21 protein-coding genes are annotated in these 18,146 nt (G+C 36.1%); 4 read left to right on the top strand and 17 right to left on the bottom strand.

Annotation, left to right across the window (positions count from 1 at the left end; all coding sequences use genetic code 11):
• Window positions 1–39 precede the first annotated feature (39 nt).
• Complete coding sequence (gene mraZ, locus C7D53_RS17545) at window positions 40–498, bottom strand: division/cell wall cluster transcriptional repressor MraZ (protein ID WP_076352797.1); 459 nt, start codon at window positions 496–498, stop codon at window positions 40–42.
• A gap of 272 nt (window positions 499–770) precedes the next feature.
• Here mraZ and C7D53_RS17540 point away from each other — a divergent pair, with 272 nt between their 5' ends.
• From C7D53_RS17540 to C7D53_RS17530, 3 genes are all read left to right on the top strand, one after another.
• Complete coding sequence (locus tag C7D53_RS17540) at window positions 771–1,532, top strand: alpha/beta fold hydrolase (RefSeq protein ID WP_106917713.1); 762 nt, start codon at window positions 771–773, stop codon at window positions 1,530–1,532.
• 63 nt (window positions 1,533–1,595) lie between these two features.
• Window positions 1,596–2,222 carry a ribosome biogenesis GTP-binding protein YihA/YsxC gene (yihA, locus tag C7D53_RS17535; protein ID WP_106917712.1) on the top strand — a complete coding sequence of 209 codons (627 nt, stop codon included), beginning with the start codon at window positions 1,596–1,598 and terminating at the stop codon, window positions 2,220–2,222.
• Complete coding sequence (locus C7D53_RS17530) at window positions 2,212–2,664, top strand: GNAT family N-acetyltransferase (protein ID WP_106917711.1); 453 nt, start codon at window positions 2,212–2,214, stop codon at window positions 2,662–2,664. The genes yihA and C7D53_RS17530 overlap by 11 nt, the downstream gene beginning before the upstream one ends.
• A 36-nt stretch (window positions 2,665–2,700) precedes the next feature.
• On the opposite strand, the gene C7D53_RS21020 is transcribed toward C7D53_RS17530, so the two are convergent.
• From C7D53_RS21020 to C7D53_RS17480, 11 genes are all read right to left on the bottom strand, one after another.
• Window positions 2,701–2,859 (bottom strand): hypothetical protein, encoded by a 159-nt coding sequence (locus C7D53_RS21020; protein ID WP_162926215.1) that lies wholly within the window; start codon window positions 2,857–2,859, stop codon window positions 2,701–2,703.
• Window positions 2,860–2,868: 9 nt separating this feature from the next.
• On the bottom strand, window positions 2,869–3,060 hold the full coding sequence (locus tag C7D53_RS21015) for a hypothetical protein (RefSeq protein WP_162926214.1): 192 nt from the start codon (window positions 3,058–3,060) through the stop codon (window positions 2,869–2,871).
• 101 nt (window positions 3,061–3,161) lie between these two features.
• Window positions 3,162–3,473 carry a hypothetical protein gene (locus C7D53_RS17520; RefSeq protein ID WP_106917709.1) on the bottom strand — a complete coding sequence of 104 codons (312 nt, stop codon included), beginning with the start codon at window positions 3,471–3,473 and terminating at the stop codon, window positions 3,162–3,164.
• Between the two features lie 67 nt (window positions 3,474–3,540).
• Window positions 3,541–4,608, bottom strand: coding sequence for a type I restriction endonuclease (locus C7D53_RS17515; protein ID WP_106917893.1), 1,068 nt, complete (start codon window positions 4,606–4,608; stop codon window positions 3,541–3,543).
• Window positions 4,609–4,618: 10 nt separating this feature from the next.
• Window positions 4,619–4,951 (bottom strand): YegP family protein, encoded by a 333-nt coding sequence (locus tag C7D53_RS17510; protein ID WP_106917708.1) that lies wholly within the window; start codon window positions 4,949–4,951, stop codon window positions 4,619–4,621.
• Between the two features lie 230 nt (window positions 4,952–5,181).
• On the bottom strand, window positions 5,182–5,796 hold the full coding sequence (locus tag C7D53_RS21175; protein WP_228422414.1) for a TM2 domain-containing protein: 615 nt from the start codon (window positions 5,794–5,796) through the stop codon (window positions 5,182–5,184).
• Window positions 5,797–5,944: 148 nt separating this feature from the next.
• Window positions 5,945–6,097 (bottom strand): hypothetical protein, encoded by a 153-nt coding sequence (locus C7D53_RS21010; protein ID WP_162926213.1) that lies wholly within the window; start codon window positions 6,095–6,097, stop codon window positions 5,945–5,947.
• A gap of 18 nt (window positions 6,098–6,115) precedes the next feature.
• The gene (locus C7D53_RS17495) at window positions 6,116–7,834 is read right to left on the bottom strand and encodes a hypothetical protein (protein WP_106917706.1); all 1,719 of its coding nucleotides are present in this window, start codon (window positions 7,832–7,834) and stop codon (window positions 6,116–6,118) included.
• Window positions 7,835–7,901: 67 nt separating this feature from the next.
• Window positions 7,902–8,567, bottom strand: coding sequence for a response regulator (locus tag C7D53_RS17490; protein ID WP_106917705.1), 666 nt, complete (start codon window positions 8,565–8,567; stop codon window positions 7,902–7,904).
• A 13-nt stretch (window positions 8,568–8,580) separates the two neighbouring features.
• The gene (locus C7D53_RS17485; RefSeq protein WP_106917704.1) at window positions 8,581–10,221 is read right to left on the bottom strand and encodes an ATP-binding protein; all 1,641 of its coding nucleotides are present in this window, start codon (window positions 10,219–10,221) and stop codon (window positions 8,581–8,583) included.
• A 54-nt stretch (window positions 10,222–10,275) separates the two neighbouring features.
• Entirely contained in the window at window positions 10,276–10,437 is a 162-nt protein-coding gene (locus C7D53_RS17480; protein WP_228422412.1) for a hypothetical protein, read from the bottom strand.
• A gap of 398 nt (window positions 10,438–10,835) precedes the next feature.
• Between C7D53_RS17480 and C7D53_RS17475 the strand changes: the two genes are divergently transcribed.
• A complete protein-coding gene (locus C7D53_RS17475; protein WP_106917702.1) occupies window positions 10,836–11,651 on the top strand; it encodes a hypothetical protein in 816 nt (271 codons plus the stop codon).
• Between the two features lie 37 nt (window positions 11,652–11,688).
• Here the strand turns inward: C7D53_RS17475 and msrA are convergent, their stop codons facing one another.
• The 5 genes from msrA to C7D53_RS17450 form a co-directional block, all read right to left on the bottom strand.
• Window positions 11,689–12,243 (bottom strand): peptide-methionine (S)-S-oxide reductase MsrA, encoded by a 555-nt coding sequence (gene msrA, locus C7D53_RS17470; RefSeq protein ID WP_106917701.1) that lies wholly within the window; start codon window positions 12,241–12,243, stop codon window positions 11,689–11,691.
• Between the two features lie 262 nt (window positions 12,244–12,505).
• Window positions 12,506–13,474, bottom strand: coding sequence for an ROK family protein (locus C7D53_RS17465; RefSeq protein WP_106917700.1), 969 nt, complete (start codon window positions 13,472–13,474; stop codon window positions 12,506–12,508).
• Window positions 13,475–13,553: 79 nt separating this feature from the next.
• The gene (locus C7D53_RS17460; protein WP_106917699.1) at window positions 13,554–14,762 is read right to left on the bottom strand and encodes a PepSY-associated TM helix domain-containing protein; all 1,209 of its coding nucleotides are present in this window, start codon (window positions 14,760–14,762) and stop codon (window positions 13,554–13,556) included.
• Between the two features lie 51 nt (window positions 14,763–14,813).
• Entirely contained in the window at window positions 14,814–16,928 is a 2,115-nt protein-coding gene (locus C7D53_RS17455; protein ID WP_106917891.1) for a TonB-dependent receptor, read from the bottom strand.
• Window positions 16,928–18,130, bottom strand: a complete 1,203-nt coding sequence (locus tag C7D53_RS17450; RefSeq protein ID WP_106917698.1) for a PepSY-associated TM helix domain-containing protein — start codon at window positions 18,128–18,130, stop codon at window positions 16,928–16,930. The genes C7D53_RS17455 and C7D53_RS17450 overlap by 1 nt, the downstream gene beginning before the upstream one ends.
• Between the last annotated feature and the right edge of the window lie 16 nt (window positions 18,131–18,146).

Genomic DNA, 18,146 nt, shown 5'->3' with positions numbered 1-18,146 from the left:
TGTGTTTTTTGTTTAATATAATCTTAATAACTGATACCGCTATTCTTCATCGAAAGAGCCCATCACATCCTCGGCAAGGCTGGCAAAATCTGTTTCATTGGTGGAGATCACTTTTTCGTAGGCTTCTTTATCCCAAATTTCGAAAAGTTCTCCTGCGCTGGTGATTACCGTGTCTTTCTGAAGATTTGCAAAGCTCATTAAGTCTTTGGAAATCTGTAATCTTCCTGCGTTATCCAATTCTACTGTTTTTACTCCTGCCGTAAACATTCGTATGAAATCAGCATTCTTTTTAATGAATCTGTTCAGTTTATTAATTTTGCCCATCAGTTTATCCCATGCATTCATTGGATAGACCTCCAGACAAGGTTGGAACACAGATCTTTTGACTACAAATGCTTTGTCCTCGAAGTTTTCCATCTGTTTGATTAAAGATGAGGGAACTTTTAGGCGGCCTTTGTCGTCAATTTTACACTCATATGTTCCAATGAAATTTTTCATTTGGGACAAATTTATATAATAATTTCCAAAATTTCCCACTTTTTCCCACTTTTTGACTCAATGTTAATAAGTTTTATTAAAGATTGAGTTCCAAGAATGTAATTTACTGATATGTAGATGGTTGTTAAAACTGTTATTTAAGCCATAATAAAGCAGTTTTTAAAAAAAAAGTTAAAAAGGGGAATATTGTATTATTTTTATCTTAAATTAGGATAATCAAAATATTTTTGAGGTTTAATTTGTATTTTTGCAAGGCTTTATTAAGGCGTTTTATGATATTTAGTACAAAAAAAGAAAAGAAATACTCCTATATAGAGGCAGGGGAAGGACATCCATTAGTGCTGTTGCACGGGTTAATGGGTGGTTTGAGCAATTTCGATAAGATGGTAGATTTTTTTTCACAGAGAGGATATAAGGTTTATGTTCCTCAGCTGCCAATCTATGATTTGCCAGTACTCAATACGAATCTTACCACTTTAGCAAAATATATCATCAAGTTTATAGAAAGCCATATTTCTGGCCCTGTAACGATAGTAGGAAACTCGATGGGAGGACACGTAGGACTTATTCTTACGTTGGCAAGACCGGATCTGGTAAAGAATCTTGTCTTAACAGGAAGCTCTGGTTTATATGAAAGAACTTTTGGGGACAGTTTTCCAAGGAAAAACGATAAGTCTTACATAAGAAAGAAGACTGAAGAGGTTTTCTATGATCCTAAAGTGGCTACTGAAGATCTTGTAGATGAAGTTTTTGGAGTGGTAAATGATAGAATGAAAGGAATAAAAACAGTAATGCTGGCCAGAAGTGCCATTAAGCACAATATGCTGAATGATCTTCCTAAGATTTTGACTCCTACCTGTCTGATTTGGGGAAAGCAGGATAACGTTACTCCTCCGGAAGTAGCGGAAGACATGCATAAGTTTATTCCTAATTCGGATCTATTCTGGATTGATCACTGCGGCCATGCTGCGATGATGGAAAAGCCGGATGATTTCAATGAAATCCTGTACAACTGGATAAAAGATAAAGTTTAAATACATAATAAATGACCATTAAGAGCTTTTCTTAGTGGTTTATTTTTCTAAAATATTTTCAAAATGGTTATTAAGACAGCAACGTTCGTAAAAAGTAGTGGAAAATGGCAGGATTGCCCGGAACCTACTATGCCTGAATATGCTTTTATCGGAAGATCCAATGTAGGAAAGTCTTCGCTGATCAATGCAATGATGAATCATAAGGATTTGGCTAAAACTTCGGGAACTCCGGGAAAGACTCAGCTGATCAATCATTTTCTAGTGAATGAAAACTGGTATCTTACCGATTTACCAGGATATGGATATGCAAAGGTTTCAAAGTCCATTCGAAAAGACTTTGAAAAGTTGATTACGAATTATATTCTGAACAGAAGAAATCTGGTCAACCTTTTTGTGTTGGTAGATTCGAGACACAATCCACAGAAAATTGATTTGGAATTTATCCAATGGTGTGGAGAAAGTGGTGTTCCTTTTTCAATTGTCTTCACAAAGTCAGATAAGTTAAAACCGAGTGAGGTTATTAAAAACTTTGAAAATTATAAGAAAGAACTTCATAAGACATGGGAAGATCTTCCTGAGTTGTATGTTACCTCAGCTGAAAAAAAACTGGGAGGTGATGAAATTCTAAATTTCATAGAAAAGACAAATGATTTTTTAACCCAAAATAGTGTAAGTTTTGATGAGGAATAATATAATCTGGAAAATAAAAACCTTTGATGAGTTTACCGTTCCGGAACTGTATTCAATATTGAAAGCCCGTATAGATGTTTTCGTTATTGAGCAGAATTGTCCCTATCCTGATTTAGATAATTATGATCAGAAAGCAGTTCATATCTGGGCAGAAGAAGATGGAGAAGTTCTTGCCTATTGCCGTGTTTTCAATAAGGGAATAAAATATGATGAAACCTCTATTGGAAGAGTTTTGACGACTGAAAAGGCTAGAGGTAAAAGTTTGGGTAAACTATTAATACAATATGCCGTAGAAACCATCGAAAATAGATTTCATACTTCTGAAATCAGAATTTCGGCTCAGGATTATTTATTGAGATTCTATAGTGGATTTGGTTTTGAAGATACCGGAAATAAATACTTAGAAGACGATATTCCGCATACGGAAATGATAAGAAGATAAATTGAAACAGGCTATCCAAATGTAGGATAGCCTGTTTTATTTCTTTGGAGGGGTTTGGATTGTTTCTCCTCCGGTATCAAGATTTTCACTTAGGATAGTGCTGCTTTGCATTGTGGTTGTTTGATTGCCGTTGGCTGTATTTGTACTGCCATTATGAAGTGTTATTCCTAAGAGGATTAATATCAATTGAATCATTTTTTATTATTAAGGTTGAGTAAAGGGCGGTGGTGTCTGGCCCGTATTGCCACCAGTACTCCCTCCGTTTCCGTGGCCATTTCCATTTCCATCTCCAGGTTCCAGGCTATTTTGGATTGTTACCGAGGCTTTGGAGCTATTGTATGTACTTTCTTTACCGGGGAATATAAGCCCGATAAGGAATAATAAGAGTTTAATCATGATATTAAAGTTTTTATAGTTGAAGTTTGTCGAAAATACAAAAAAAGCGAAGACTGTCTTCGCTTTTTTTTTAAGTTGATTTATATGGAGTGTTTTTTTAATTAGTTGCAACCTGAGCAATATGATCTCTTTACATATTGCTTAGTGCTTCCTGAGTAATAATAACAGCCGCCTCTTGATCCCACATATAATTGATTTCCGTTATAGGTGCAGCCTCTGCTTCTTGAATAAGATCCTGAGGGAGAGTAGCTGGATCTTGTAGATTTACTTCTGCTGCTTTTTTTAGACTTTCCTTTTCTTGGTTTTTTAGTAAGGAGTTCCTTGGTGGAAGAAGAATTGTGGGTAGATGCGGAAAAGTTTGCAGGTAATAATAATCCGAGACCTAAAAGTCCCGTGAAGAGTAATTTTTTCATCGTATTTGTTTTTTAGTTATATGGGATAGTTTTCGTGGTTATTAGTTTTGTTGTTTCTAGTGCATAATTAATAGTTTTCCAGCGTTTTGTGAAGCTCGTCTCTGAAATGGTATATTTCATCGAGGCTATTAAGCAATACCTTTTCTCCGGAATCCTTTCCATTATGAAAAGTTTCAATGTATTTATTGGCTGTGTTGAAGTGTAGTCTGCATAATGGTTTTCTATTGTTGTCATCCAGTAAAATTCCAAAATAGGAGAGGGTGTCTCTATAGGCAATACGTGCAGCAGGAACCTTTTCCCTCATGATGGCCTTTACAATTTGGAATCCTTCAAGTTCTTCTTCAGTAGTGACAATTTTAGAATCATTGTTTTCATCAATAGATGGAGGTGTTTTTACATCCTCATCCTGCTTTTCAATTTGTTCATTAATGCTTAAAGCAGACTTCAACCTGAAACTTATCGATTCATTGATGGAGGTTGTAAGGGCTTTCTTGGTATACTCCTTAAAAGAAATCATTCTGTTTGCTGTGATAGGCTTTTCAAAAAACCTGCTCACCAAAAGCTTTACAATTTCATCAGAAGGGGTTTCTATTTCTTTCTCAAATTCTTTTCTTATTGCCTTGATGTATTTTAAAGCTTCTGCAGAATCAAGAATGCTTTCAAGATTATAATCCTTTTTGGTGAAGCTTTCCAGTATTTTAATGGAGCTGTCTTTTAAATCTTCAATATTGATGGTGAAAAAAGGTTTTTCATCCATAATATTCGGCTTTTCAAGATCTGTGTAAAAATTATAAACAATACCGTTGGTAAGTACCCCAAACCTTGTCTTGGAAACATGATAATATCTGTGAAGCTGAGAATTGTGAGCATCTGCATTCTCTTTCCAGTGCTTACATTCTATAATAAAGATAGGTTCATCATTGTTTTTGATAACATAGTCTACTTTTTCTCCTTTTTTGGTACCTATATCACATACATGTTCAGGAACAACTTCTGTAGGATTAAATATATCATACCCCAAAATCTGTATAAAAGGCATTACAAACGCGTTTTTAGTGGCTTCTTCGGTAGCAATCTGCTCTTTTAATCCTACAACTTTCTGTTGTAATTGTTCAAGTTTAATTTTAAGATCCATGGTTGTAGTATTAAAGGGTTTCATCAATTATTTCTGCTTCCGGAGCATTGGTTTTTACAGAGGAAATTCCGTTTTCCATTGCTGTTTTGGAGCTGTACAGCTGACTTTTACCAATAATTTCCCCGTTTCTGGCTTTCAGAACAAAATAGTCTTTATTATTTACGGCTACTCTTCTGTCATACCTCGAATCTTCCTGAGAATTAATCTTTACAGACTCTATTCCTTTATGGCAAGATGCTTTTTGAACATATCCTTCACTGGTAAGAATGATTTCTCCGTTTTTAGCCCTAAGATTGAATTGATATTCATTATTTACTCTTTGAGTGATAACAAATTTTCCCATAGTTGTTTTTATTTATAGGTCAAAAGTATAACCGTTTCAAGGCTAATCCTTACGGGAAACCGTAAAACGAAATCTTTCTTTGATATTGATATTTTGTAGGTCTGGTTTTGTATAGAAAATGAAGAAATAGAAAAGACTATTTATTACTAAAAAAACAGCAACCATGAAAATGGTCGCCGTTTGAATATTTATTTGGAGTATCCTTGTTTGTTCCAACTGCTTTTTTAGCATTAACGATTGTATTTTACATCAAATTTATCTTGAGACATAAAAATGAAGATGAAAAAATCTATAAAAGCAATAAAAGCGGGGATAAAAGTCCAGCTAAATATAAGATACATAACACCGAGCAATGTTTGTCCTAAGTAAAACCTATGTATACCTATTCCACCAAGTAAAAGAGATAATATACTTGCGGTATTTTTATCTTTTCTGCTTTTGGCTTTAACATACACATCCTTGCTTTCGTCTTTCTTTGCTTTTAAACTATTAATTTCATCCAGTGACATAGAAGTTAATTTAGCAACACAATTGACAATGTTTACAATATGATCGTTGGCGTGGGTAACTTCATGGGGTTCATTGAAAGTTCCCATTTTTCTTCTGATCTCAATACTAATCCCCGTTTTATTATCTGTAACAGAGTTTAAATTAATATCAATATAAACTCCCAGGCTTAGAAACTCATAAGATTCATAGGTATATTGATTGAAAATCTCATTACAAGAATAAAATCTATATTTTGAATGTAAAACAGAAATGTTTTTTACACTTTCTTTCACCCTTTCCAGTGGAAAGTCAACATATAGGGTTTTTGTAGGATTAGGTATTGCAAATACAGCCATGGTAATTTATTTTTATTTATAGGTCAAAGTTAGGATCGCATCAATGGTAATCCTTACGGTAAACCGTAAAACAAAAACCTCTCAAGAGCTTGAAAGGTTTATAGGGTGTCAATAAATATTATAGGGATTACTATAGCATAATCTCCAGTTACGATCTTGGTTTTACGATCTGATTAGGAGGAAGAATATCCCAATCTGGGAATTTTGCGTTCTGTTTATCCTTTCTTGGAGGGTTTTCAGATCGTTTATCTTCCTTATTTCCTTCTTTATTGTTTTCGGCATTATTTTCCGGGTTGTTCATCTTATTAAGTATTTGTGGTTATGATGTAATTCTTGAGTTTGCTAAAAACTCCTCAGCTTGAATAGATTGAAGCATTGCTTTTACTTCTGAAGTTTTTGCGTCTTCCATATCGTATTCTGCTTTGAAGCTCTTCAGCTCTGTAAGGCATCCTCTTAATGCTTCATCGGACTTTATACGGGATTCATTAACTTTTTTTCTTACTTCTGCCTTCTTTGAACTTCCGGCCCAATACATTAATGCCAGAAATCCCGTACATACGGAAAAGATAAGATAACCGAGAAATTCAGCCTTAGGATCGGTCAGGTAACAAAATAAGCCAAATGCGTAAATGGGAATGGTGATCGCAACAATACAACCGTTGCCGGATGAGGCTTTCTTTACCTCATCTTTTAAAATCTTATCCCAATGTTCTCCATGTGCCTTCATCTGTTCTGTCTCATCGGTACTATCAGAAGATATTTTATAATTTTCAATCGCTAAATTTGCTGTGGTAACAGCGTTCATTCTGTAGTCTGCCGTATAGGCTTCATGGGCTTCCACAATCCAAGGACTGCTAATGGCTACTGCCAAAGGTTGAGTAGCATGTGTTCCTCCTGCCAATTCCGGAATAAAAGCAACGTTGGTAAGCATCTGAAGGAAGTTTGTTTTGTCTTCAAATGCTTTCTCCAAAGCATAATCTAGCTTTACAGATCTTCTATCCTTTTTTTTATCTATAAGTTGCTGGTTGAGCTTTATTTTCTTTTGCAGTTCAAACTCTTCATCATCAAAATTAGTGATCAGTAATGACAGAATTTCATCTAACTGATTTTTTGATGTTTTTGAATAATCTATAGGAGTATTGAGTATATTTTTAAAGTAAGAAATCAGAAACTGGTGGAGTTTCGCTTTTTTCATAGAAGATTTAAGGTCTGCCCAATTGGTGCAGTATTTCTCAAGAAAAGGATACTCTTTATTGTCTAGGCGACCTTTAGACTGGAAGAACTTAAGCCATTCGTTTTTCTGCTCATTAATGTACTGATCCGTTTGTGTTAAGAGGTTAAGCCATCCGTCTACAGTAGAAATAATCAGTTCCCGGGAAGGTGTAGGAAATGATCCGGTTGCCGCAGCCTCCAGAACCATTACAAATTCACGATCAAGACGATAAGGGTCCTGATGCATGAGATATCTTTGTACCCATTGATGGCAGGCTTCATCTCTACCTAGTCTTCTCATAAGAAGCATGAAGAACAGGGTTGTTTTATAATCATCTCTCCTTAGTGCCTCGTTCAGTGCCCTTTCAGTATCTTCTCTGTCGTCACGAACCCAGGCTACAATAGCAACCATTGCAGGAGCCAGCCAATAATTGGGAGTTTTTATCATTAAGCTTTCAGCGGCATCCTGCATGATCTCATGCCTTACAATTCCACTGTCTACAGCTTGCAAAATACCTAAAACGGTTCTTCTGATCTCTTCATAATAGCCAAACTTGTTGCTAAGGTCTTGCTTTAGGCTTTCCTGCATATTTTCGGCAACCTGAAGTTCCCTTTTTTCTTTATCAGTTTTGATAAAATCATCAATAATTCCGGACATAGCATTCATTCTGCCATCCAGAGCTTGCTGTTGGTTATTGATGTTGCCTATTTCAGAATTGATATTTCCTAATTGGGAGTTGAAGGAATTCAGATTATTATTAAGGTGATTGATATTATTGTTAATCCCCTTAAGATTATTATTAAGTAAAGAGTCTTCCTGTGACATTTCCTTGTGTTTTAAAAAGATATTAGTTTTTCTACTGGCAAAAATATATAAATATCTTTTTAATGGACTAAATAAGTCCTAAATCTTTACAAAAAGCAACTAGTTGTTCATTGCTTGTAATCTGAAGTTCTTCTTTCAGGCTATTCAGTTTTTTCTCCACGCTGCTTAGGCTGTTAGGCTTAATATTATTATTTTGAAGATAAGTAGGAATATTCTTTTGCAATACTCCCTGTGAAAGAAGGGAAACAAGAATAATATCATACTCTGTAAATTCATAGCTGTTCAACTGTTTTACATCCTGTCTAAGGTCAAGAGAAAGATAGTTCTTATTATCATAAACAGCAGCAATGGCTTTTTTCAGCTCTTTAGAATCATTTCTTGCCTTACGAACAAAACCGTTAATTCCATACTCTTTAAAAAGAGAATCTATAACCCCGGATTTGTGCTCTGCCGAAAAAACGATAGTTTTCAGTGAAGGATGGATTTCCTTAATAGCCCTGATAAGTTCTTTGCCATCTTTAATATTTTGTTCACGGTGATCCTCTTCATATTCAAGATCAGTAATCAATAAGTCATAAAGATCCTTTTCGCGGATTGATTTTTGAATCTTTGCCAATGCATCATCACAATAATAGACATAATCTACATTGGAAATATTAAGATCTTCAAGTGTTTTTTGAACAGAAATACTGCTGCTTTCGTGGTCTTCGGCTATTAAAATTTTTTTGAACATTCTTTTCTTTTTTTTAAGAAGCGGGAAATGAAATGTACACTTTCAGTCCCTTTTCGGTTTTAGGGTCAAAAATAACAGTCCCCTTAATTTTTTCAATACGGGAAACCGTATTTGTTAACCCGTTTTTATGAATAATCTCTCCCGGAATACCAATCCCATTGTCTGTGTACTGAATTTGTATAAGGTTGTTAGTCCTTTCAAATTTTAAAGCAACAAGAGTAGCCTGGCTATGCTTTTTCATGTTCACCAAGAGCTCCCGGAGAACCTGATAAATTTCGTTTTGGGTAGAATCATTCACATCATTCCATATGCTGAGGCTATTCCCTGCCAGAAAGGTTTTTACAGTATCATTCTTAAAAGAGCCTACAAGACCGGATATTTTTTCATGAAACTCAACCTTGTTATTAGAATCGGCTTTATCATAAGAGATGTCCCGTGATTTTTCGTAAACAAACTCCAGTTCATCAAGGGCTTTGTCCCTGTCAAAATGGTCCTGATTTTCAATTTTGGTCATCACCTGATAAATTCCATTGGCTACTACATCATGAACCTTTTTTGAGAGCTTGAGTTCGTTTTCCTTTATCTTTGATTCATTCTCTTTTTGTAATCTTTTCTTTCTTCTTTTATAATAGAAAAAACCTCCCACTAAAATGCAGGATAACGCTCCTAGTCCTATATTTCGTTTAAAAATTTCGACTTCATTTTTTGCGTTTTTTACCTTTAGTTGTTCAGATCCAAATCTTTCAAGAGCGAACTGACTTTTGGATTTGTTGCGGGCTATCTGCAGGCTGTCATCCAAATCCTGGTACTTTTTGAAGAATAGTTTTGTATTTTCGGGAGTCTCTAGAAGAATTATTTTTTGCAAAGCGGCTAGCTTGCCATCAAAGTTTTTGGTTTTAGATGCAACATCAAGCATTTTATTTGCATAGAACAAAGCTTTCTGAGGATCGCGATTTTCATAGAAATCGGATAAATGGAAATAACTGGCATTTAATCCTGTATTATCATCTATACTATCTCGAATTTTCAAAGCTTTAAGTAATTCGGGCTCTGAATTATATTTTTTATTTTGTAAAAATCTGGTATAGGCCAAATTATCATAAGCTTTTGAATATGCAATTGGAGATTTTGCTAAGTATTGATATGACAAAACCCTGTTGAAAATAACAATTGCAGAATCAAATTTTTTGGAAAGAGTAAGTGAAATTGCCTGATTATTAAGTTGTGTTAATTTATAGATTGAATCTTGAGAAAACCCTGCGGCTTTATTAAAAAAGAGTGTAGCCTTGGTATAGTCTTTAAGTTTCTGGGAAGCTATTCCTAAATTATTATAGTTTGCAGAAAGTTCGGCAGAGTCTTTTTTTTCATCCAAATACTTAATTGCTGATAAAGCTGTTTCCTGACTGCCGTAGTAATCTCCTTTCTCACATTGTATAATTCCCATAATGACCAGGCTATTTCCTGCAAAGGAATAATATCCCTTTTCAATCAATTCATCCTTTGCCTTATTAAAGTAGGTAAAAGCACTGTCACTTTGTGAGGCATCGTAAAAATCATAGGCCTTGTCATAGGTTGCCCTATCAATTTTTGAGATCTCTTTTCTATGGCAGGAGCAAAGAACAAGAATAAATAAGATGTGAATAATGGTTTTCACGGTTTTCTTTCAAAAATAACAAAAAAAGCGAAAGAATTTCTTTCGCTTTGCTATTTACTTTCTTGGAGGAGGGGTTTGTCCTGTTTCTCCTCCTACAGGTCCTCCGTCGTCAGGAGAAAGTGGTACCGTTGAATAGGTTGTTACTGTACCAGAATCCTGGCTATTATGAGTTGTTGTATCTGCGTTATTATTGGTGAATGTTAAGCCTAGTAACATTAATATGAATTGGATCATCTTCTTAAAAATTTAAAAATTGAGCATTTCTGTAGTTGCCGGCGAAACTGATCACAGGTAGAGCTACACGATTAAAAAATTTGAAGCGCTTCTAAATTTTTGGGAAGTGAACCTTCAAAAACGGAGGAGAAACATCTGCTTCCCAACCCGGAGTTTTACCTCCGTTTTATCTGGTGATTTTGAAATCAGTTTTGTAAATTTGTTTTTGTAATGTTTTGTTTGTCACTGATTTCTGAAGCAAAGATGCGACAAACAGTGACGCAGGTGTTAGTCACGTTTTGGACATTGAAGGACACGGAATGGACACGGGGGCTTTATGGGAATCCGTAATGTGGTACGATTGGGAATCACCTATTTTGTAACGACCGAAAAAACTATATATGACCCAGAAAAAACTACTTATTCATGAGGTGTTCAAAAAGGCACAAAAAGACTTTCCGGCCGCGAGTACAAAGAGCGGTCTATCTTCTGCGCTCTCTGATTATTTTGATGAGAAATTGAAATTTATGATTAACGAAAGGTCTTTTGTCAGATATTATAATGCATCCATACGTGACAATAGAGATCCTGATATAAAAGATATTGTAATTCTTGATAAACTTAGTCAGTATCTAGGCTGCACAAACTTTATTGATTTCTCCAGAACATTTGTAAAGAATGAGGATGAAGCCAATAAAACAACTGTAAAAATAAAAGTGGATGAAGATGAAGAGTCATTAACAGAAAGACTGTCTAATATTATTATCAATATAACCAATGAGCAGCATTTCAAGATGCCGGAGTTTGTGAAGCAAAATGGATTGGGAATTGTTGGTATCTTTATTATTGGAAGTGTACTGATTGGTAATTATTCTTTAGGAGGAAAAAGCAAGAATAGCAGTACACCGTTAAGTTTTTTCGGGGGGTTGGGTAATGAGCAAAACTGTATGTTTTGGGAAAATAGTGAATATAGGCTGATGGATTGTGAAGACAAGAACCCTCACAGGAATGCTGTTCCTAAGGATACGGTTCAGCTGAGGTATTTTAAGAGGATCACAAGAAAGGATACTCTCACGGTAGATAATGCACTGGGAAAGACATGGTACTCAAAATTCAATGGAAATGTAGAGTTTTTTACTATGGATGGTATAGATCCTGATAACGGAAGAGAGCTAAGAGCGTCAACGGTATACATTATTGAAAAATATGGAAAATAAAAAAAGCGAAAGAATTTCTTTCGCTTTTTTTACTGTATTATTCTGCATTGAGCATTCCCAATTCCCCAAAATACTTTTTAAATTTTTGGATCTTAGGACCTACTACAGCGCTGCAATAGGGCTGTGTTGGGTTTTCATTATAATATCCCTGATGATATTGTTCAGCAGGCCAGAATTTTTCAATTTGAGCTAATTCTGTGACGTATTTCCCCGGCCATCTTCCTGATGCTTCAGATTTTTTTAAAGCTTCTTCGGCATTTTGTTTTTCAGTATCATCTTTATAGAAAATAACAGATCGATATTGGGTTCCGATATCATTACCTTGTCTGTTCAGCTGAGTAGGATCGTGCAGGAAGAAAAACACATCCATTAATTGCTCATAGGAAATGATGGTAGGATTGTAAGTGATTTGTACTACTTCTGCATGATCAGTTTCTCCTGTGCAGACTTCTTGATAGGTAGGATTTTCTTTATGCCCACCTGAATATCCTGAAATAGCAGATTGTACCCCTTTCAGCATATTGAAACAGCTTTCTACACACCAGAAGCAGCCGCCACCGAAAGTAATCTGTTCTAAATTATTATTGTCCATTTTTGGTAATTATATTGTTGTATGATCTTTTCCAGACCCGGAAAAAGTTGATCAAAAATATGAAAAACTTTTTCATTTAAGCATCATTTTGGTTTATAAACACAAATTATAATGATAGATGTGGCAAATGATTTTAAACACAAATAACACGAATATTCTCACAATAAGTACAAGAAAAATAGAACGTAATCATCTGCAAAAATTGGCAAAAAAAAAGCACCCTAAAATAAGGATGCTCTATATTATTAAAAAAGGGTTTCAGTTATTTTTCCCAAACCAAAGCACTTGCTCCAAGAATTGCAGCATCAGCTTCGTCAAGTTCACTGAATACCAGTTTTACTTTATTTCTGAAGATAGGAAGAAGGTTTCTTTCCATATGAAGTTTAGCGGGCTTTAGGATAAAATCTCCAGCCTTAATTACTCCGCCAAATAGAAGAATGGCCTGCGGTGAAGAAAACATCACAAAATTAGCCAATGCTTCACCCAGTTTTTGTCCCGTATATCTGAAAACTTCAGTAGCAATCGGGTCTTCTTTCATGGCACATTCATACACTGTTTTAGAATTAATTTCGTCTTCAGGGTATTGATTCAACATGGATTCAGGAAACTCTGCTCTCATTTTCTTGGCAGTGATGGTAATTCCTGTGGCAGAGGCATAGGCTTCCAGGCTTCCTTCGGATCCTGTACTCCAGTGCTTTCTTCCGCCCGGTTTTACAATAGTGTGTCCCAGTTCTCCGGCAAAACCATCATGTCCATAGATGAGGTTTCCGTTAGCGATAATTCCGCTACCCACACCTGTTCCCAGGGTAATCATGATGAAATCCTTCATTCCACGTGCAGCTCCGAAAAGCATTTCCCCCAAGGCCGCAGCATTTGCGTCATTGGTTACAGTACAAGGCAAATTAAATTTTGCCGTCATCAGCTCAGCAAAAGGAATAACACCTTTCCAGGGTAGGTTAGGGGCTAGTTCTATGGTTCCTTTGTAATAGTTTGCATTGGGTGCGCCTACACCAATTCCGTCGAAGTGCTTTTCTGTACCATGTTTTTCCATCAAGGGAGCTACATGTTCATACAGTGCATCGATAAAATCCTCTACTTTATCATAGGCATCGGTTTTAAGGTTTCCTTTATCCAGAACTTCTCCACGGTGGTTTACGATTCCGAACTTAGTATTGGTTCCGCCGATGTCAACTCCAAGGGCAACTTGTTTTGATAAATCTATTAATGACATTTCTATTATTAAATTCTAGGGGCTAAAATTATAAAAAAGATTGTATTAATAGATTATTAACTGGGTTTTATTTAATATGTTAAACTGTTTTTGCGGGTTTCTTCTTTCTTCTACCCCACCAGATCAGAAATCCGGTAACAGGAAGTGAAGCACAGATAAGACTTACAATAAAGGCTATAATCTTTGTAGGAAGCCCTAAAATAGCTCCTACATGTATGTCATAATTGGCATTTACAACCTTTTCACCAAAATTTTTGTCTTTTGGATCGTGGGTGTGAAGAAGCTCTCCGGAATTTTCATCAAAGATCAGGCTGCTACTTTTGTGATAGGAGTAGGTAAGATGCTTTACATACACCTCAAAGTTAGGATGCTCATGGTCATCCATATGCTCATGTCCTAAATCGATTGCAAAACCATAAGAATCAGGATATTTTGTCTGCACTGTATTGATGATTTTATCCAATGTTCCCTCCGTTCTCAGTTCAATAGGAGCTTTAGTTTTAATATGGGAGAAGTCAGGGTATTTGGTTTCTCCACCGGAAAACAGGACATAGATCATTGCCTGAACTACAAAGAATGCATAAAAAAGACCGGTAATGGAAAAGATAAGCGCAAAGATGGAAGCATAGAAACCCAATACATTGTGAAGATCATAGTTCTTTCTTTTCCAGCTTTTAATATTCTTCCATTTAAAAGAGAAACGTTGTTTTCTTGCGGCTTTGTTCTTAGGCCACCATAGAATAATCCCGGAAATCAGCATGATGATAAAGATGATAACAGGTATTCCCACTACATATGTTCCCCAATCCTGCTTCAAAAGATAGCTCCAGTGAATCATTTTTACAATATTGAAGAATCCGTTTTTCTCATCATATACCCGAAGCACCTTTCCGGTATATGGGTTTACGTAGGCTTGTTTATAAATAGGAAATTCATCAAAGTAGTTCCAGGCATCCGTATTGTGTTCATACCAGAAGAACATGTATGACATTTTTTTGTCGATAGGAATATTGACCCAATGGATGGGGTATTTTTCCTTTACCTGATCGGCAACGGCCTTTTCCATAACCCTGATGGGCAGGATCTGTTTCTGGTCGATATTTTGTTCGTGATGATAGATAACATCTTTTCGGGTAATGTTTTCTACTTCATCCTTAAAAACATACAATGCTCCGGTAATAGAGATAATAAAGATCAGAAATCCTATTCCCAGCCCAAACCACAAATGCAGTTTGGCAGACCATTTCTTAAAGAATCCAGGTTTCTTTTTATGATGATTTTTCTTCATATTGCAGTAAAAAGTAAAGCAAAGATATGCTTTGCTTTTTATTTAGTTTAATTAAAATTTATATTCAATCATGAATGTCCCTCTCAATCCAAGAGCATTTGTGAAATCACTGTCTCTTGCTGTCCACCATGAAATAGCAGGCTGATACACTTTGTTGAAAATGTTTTCAACACCTAATGATAATCTCCAGTTATTGTTTACCTCATAGCTTGATTTGAAATTGAAAACGGTATACTCAGGAACATCTCCTTCTCCATACCCAAACAATCCCGTTTTAGCATTAGGCTCAAATCTGTTTTGTTGGAAAGAATGAAGCATATCAAGACCAATGGACAAAGCCGGAATAGGTTTTGCCTGAACATATGCCAAAACTTTAGGTGCAGAAATTCTGCTGTTGTTGATCTTTGCAGAATAATCACCATCATCTTTCACAGAGGTAATTCCTTCCATCCAGCTGTAGCTTCCCCCAAACTGAATCCATTTTGCTGGGGTAAAATGTAAAAACCCTTCAACTCCGTATACAATTTCAGGAGATCTCTGAATCATTAACGCTCTGTCCGGGCTTTGTACAAAAGAAGCTCCCAGTTTTGAGGTACTCACATAGGAAGTCAATTCATAGTTAAGCCAATTAGAAAGTTGTCCTGTAGCCCCCAATTCATAGTTGTTAACGATGATGGGTTTAGTTTCTAGGCTTTTTATGGTTTCAGAGGTTGAGGTTCTTAAAATTCTTCCTAACTCATTGATAGAGTAGGCTTGGGAGAAGCTAGCAAAAAGGTTGATGTATGGCTCAATGTTATAACGGACGCCAATATTTGCTACCAGTGCATTATAGTTTAATTTTCCACCGGCTACAGGGATACTTTTGGTGAAAGTTCCATCACTTTTAAGGGTAGAGAGAGTATTGAAGTCATCTACATTAACTTTGATATTTTCGTAGCGAAGTCCTCCTTTGATGGTCAGTTTTTTAAACAGATCAATTTTAGCCAATAGGAAAGGGGCAATATTGGTCATGCTCATATTGGGCGTCCAAAAACGTCCGTCTTCCAGCTTCTGCACGGTTTCATCATTTAGGATATCCGCTCCGTAGATGATTTCTCCCTGAGAGTTTGCCGAATTCCAAAGCTGGGTATCAAAATTGAATCTTGCTCCGGCTTTTTTTGAAATCACATTAGACTGGCCACCATTGAAAAAGGTATCGCTGTATCCGTAAACGGTTTTGAAGTCCTGATAATAAAGGTTGATATTCAAAGAAGTTCCTGCAAACAGGTTTTTATTGTCATAGCTCACTCGGATGTTGTGGTTTTTCGGAGTTCCCTGAGGTGTTGTTTCCAAACCTTTTCCCACCCCTTCACCAATGGTTGGAGTGATCCCATATTTTCCTGTTTTTAATCCTAAGCTAAGGTCTGATCTTGAAGAATAGCCAATATAAGAGGCTTCAATTCTTTGGTTCTCGTTGATATCATAGCCTATTTTCAGCAACCCGTTGTAATTGTTCATCTTGGCGATGCTGTAGGTAGGGCTTATCATAACACCATCTCCATCTTTGGTATATCCTGTTCTTTCGTAGGCTAATGAAAGGGTGTAATCAAATTTATTGATCTTTCCTGATAAAAGCTGGCTGGCTCTTACTCCTAAAGTTCCTCCATAAGGCTGTCCTGTAAAACCAATCTGTGAGATTCCGGAGATTTTTTTATCTGTTTTGTTTCTTTTCGTAATATAATTGATGATTCCTCCGTCTGCACCGTTTCCATAGATGGAAGATGCTCCTTTGATTACTTCAATTCTTTCAATAGCTGATGGGTCTATTGTCCTTAAATCTCGGGCTCCGTTACGAAGTGGGGTAGACTGTGGAACTCCATCAATTAAAACCAAAACCTGACGTCCTCTTAACGTTTGTCCCGAATTGGAAGTCTGTCCCGAATTGGTTCCTAAACTGGGAACGGTGTACTGAAGGATACTAGTAATATCCGAGTTAACTGTCAATTGAGACTGTATCTGCTTTTCTCCTACTATTGTAATAGAACTTGGAACTTCTTTTATGTTTTCCTTTTTTCTGGAGGCAGTCATGACCACTTCGTCTACATTTTTAGTTTGTAAACTATCTTTCACCTGTGCAAAAACGGTAGTAGTTCCTAAGCAGGCAGCTGATAAAAGCACTTTTTTCATTATATTTTCTTTCCTTGTTTCTTTCTTTTTCCCCACCAGATCAAAAATCCGGTCACCGGGAGTGAGGTACATATTAAACCGGCAATAAACCAAATAATTTTTCCAAATAAACCAAAGTAAGATCCTGTATGGACATCATAGTTGGCATTGGCATATTTTTCGGCGGTGCTCAGTTTTTGATGAGGTTTATTGGCTAAGAGTTTTCCTGAATATTTATCAAATGAGAGTAGGTTTCTTTCGCTGAATCTTCCTTCCTGTCCATAGATGGTGACTGGAAGGTTTTTCAGTTCTTTTCCTTTTTTATTCTTTCCGTTTAGAGTAATTCTGAAGCTTGATGATTTTGCATACAATTTTTCAGTCTGTGCCGCAGCCAGATCAAAAACGGCTTCATTCTTTACCATCAGAGAGTCCGGAGATTTTTTTTCTTTTTCTTTGGGAAGCTCCCATGAGCCGGATAGGGCAAATGTGAAGGTGTTTTTAACGTAGGGATAAGCAAAATAGATTCCTGTAACACTCATTATTAAGGCAATGAAGGAGGCATAAAATCCCAGTACATTGTGAATGTCATAGTTTTTGCGTTTCCAGTTTTTTACATTTTCCCAATTGAACCAGAAACGTCCTTTTCTGGCATTTTTGTTTTTCGGCCACCATAGAATAATTCCTGTAATCAGCATAACAATAAAGAGAACGGTTGGAATTCCTACAGTATATGGCCCCCATTCTGAGTTGAGCAGAAGCCCCCAGTGGATATATTTTAGAATATTGAATACATCATATTTTTCATCATATACGGCAAGAATTTGTCCGGTATACTGATTCACATAGGCCTGCTTATTAATGAGTACCTGTTGAAAATAGTTCCACCCTTTTTTGCTCTTTTCATAATATAAAAACCGGTAGGATTTTCCTTTGTCTAAAGATATTTCCACGGAGTTTATAGGAGCCTTTTCATTAAGTTCCAGGCTTACTTTCTCCCGAAGAATATTGATGGCTAATGGTTTCTTTCCTAGATCTTCCTTTTTTACATAAATGGCTTCCTTTCGAAGGCTGTTTTGGACTTCATCCTTAAAAACATATAAAGTACCTGAAAGAGAGACTATGAAGACAATGATACCAACGGACAAACCAAACCACAAGTGCAGTTTGGCAGACCATTTCTTTGTTGGAGAAACTTTCTTTTTATGATGACGTTTATTTTTCATAGCAAAAAGTTAACCC

This window comes from Chryseobacterium aurantiacum (assembly GCF_003020585.1).
GTDB lineage: Bacteria > Bacteroidota > Bacteroidia > Flavobacteriales > Weeksellaceae > Chryseobacterium > Chryseobacterium aurantiacum.
Note: the sequence above shows the minus strand (reverse complement) of the source record. Positions and strands in the feature narration are given on the sequence as shown.

Bases quoted from the DNA above. Each gene is read 5' to 3' on its own strand.
- mraZ (WP_076352797.1), bottom strand. From the start codon at position 498: ATGAAAAATTTCATTGGAACATATGAGTGTAAAATTGACGACAAAGGC.
- C7D53_RS17540 (WP_106917713.1), top strand. From the start codon at position 771: ATGATATTTAGTACAAAAAAAGAAAAGAAATACTCCTATATAGAGGCA.
- yihA (WP_106917712.1), top strand. From the start codon at position 1,596: ATGGTTATTAAGACAGCAACGTTCGTAAAAAGTAGTGGAAAATGGCAG.
- C7D53_RS17530 (WP_106917711.1), top strand. From the start codon at position 2,212: ATGAGGAATAATATAATCTGGAAAATAAAAACCTTTGATGAGTTTACC.
- C7D53_RS21020 (WP_162926215.1), bottom strand. From the start codon at position 2,859: ATGATTCAATTGATATTAATCCTCTTAGGAATAACACTTCATAATGGC.
- C7D53_RS21015 (WP_162926214.1), bottom strand. From the start codon at position 3,060: ATGATTAAACTCTTATTATTCCTTATCGGGCTTATATTCCCCGGTAAA.
- C7D53_RS17520 (WP_106917709.1), bottom strand. From the start codon at position 3,473: ATGAAAAAATTACTCTTCACGGGACTTTTAGGTCTCGGATTATTATTA.
- C7D53_RS17515 (WP_106917893.1), bottom strand. From the start codon at position 4,608: ATGGATCTTAAAATTAAACTTGAACAATTACAACAGAAAGTTGTAGGA.
- C7D53_RS17510 (WP_106917708.1), bottom strand. From the start codon at position 4,951: ATGGGAAAATTTGTTATCACTCAAAGAGTAAATAATGAATATCAATTC.
- C7D53_RS21175 (WP_228422414.1), bottom strand. From the start codon at position 5,796: ATGGCTGTATTTGCAATACCTAATCCTACAAAAACCCTATATGTTGAC.
- C7D53_RS21010 (WP_162926213.1), bottom strand. From the start codon at position 6,097: ATGAACAACCCGGAAAATAATGCCGAAAACAATAAAGAAGGAAATAAG.
- C7D53_RS17495 (WP_106917706.1), bottom strand. From the start codon at position 7,834: ATGTCACAGGAAGACTCTTTACTTAATAATAATCTTAAGGGGATTAAC.
- C7D53_RS17490 (WP_106917705.1), bottom strand. From the start codon at position 8,567: ATGTTCAAAAAAATTTTAATAGCCGAAGACCACGAAAGCAGCAGTATT.
- C7D53_RS17480 (WP_228422412.1), bottom strand. From the start codon at position 10,437: ATGTTACTAGGCTTAACATTCACCAATAATAACGCAGATACAACAACT.
- C7D53_RS17475 (WP_106917702.1), top strand. From the start codon at position 10,836: ATGACCCAGAAAAAACTACTTATTCATGAGGTGTTCAAAAAGGCACAA.
- msrA (WP_106917701.1), bottom strand. From the start codon at position 12,243: ATGGACAATAATAATTTAGAACAGATTACTTTCGGTGGCGGCTGCTTC.
- C7D53_RS17465 (WP_106917700.1), bottom strand. From the start codon at position 13,474: ATGTCATTAATAGATTTATCAAAACAAGTTGCCCTTGGAGTTGACATC.
- C7D53_RS17460 (WP_106917699.1), bottom strand. From the start codon at position 14,762: ATGAAGAAAAATCATCATAAAAAGAAACCTGGATTCTTTAAGAAATGG.
- C7D53_RS17455 (WP_106917891.1), bottom strand. From the start codon at position 16,928: ATGAAAAAAGTGCTTTTATCAGCTGCCTGCTTAGGAACTACTACCGTT.
- C7D53_RS17450 (WP_106917698.1), bottom strand. From the start codon at position 18,130: ATGAAAAATAAACGTCATCATAAAAAGAAAGTTTCTCCAACAAAGAAA.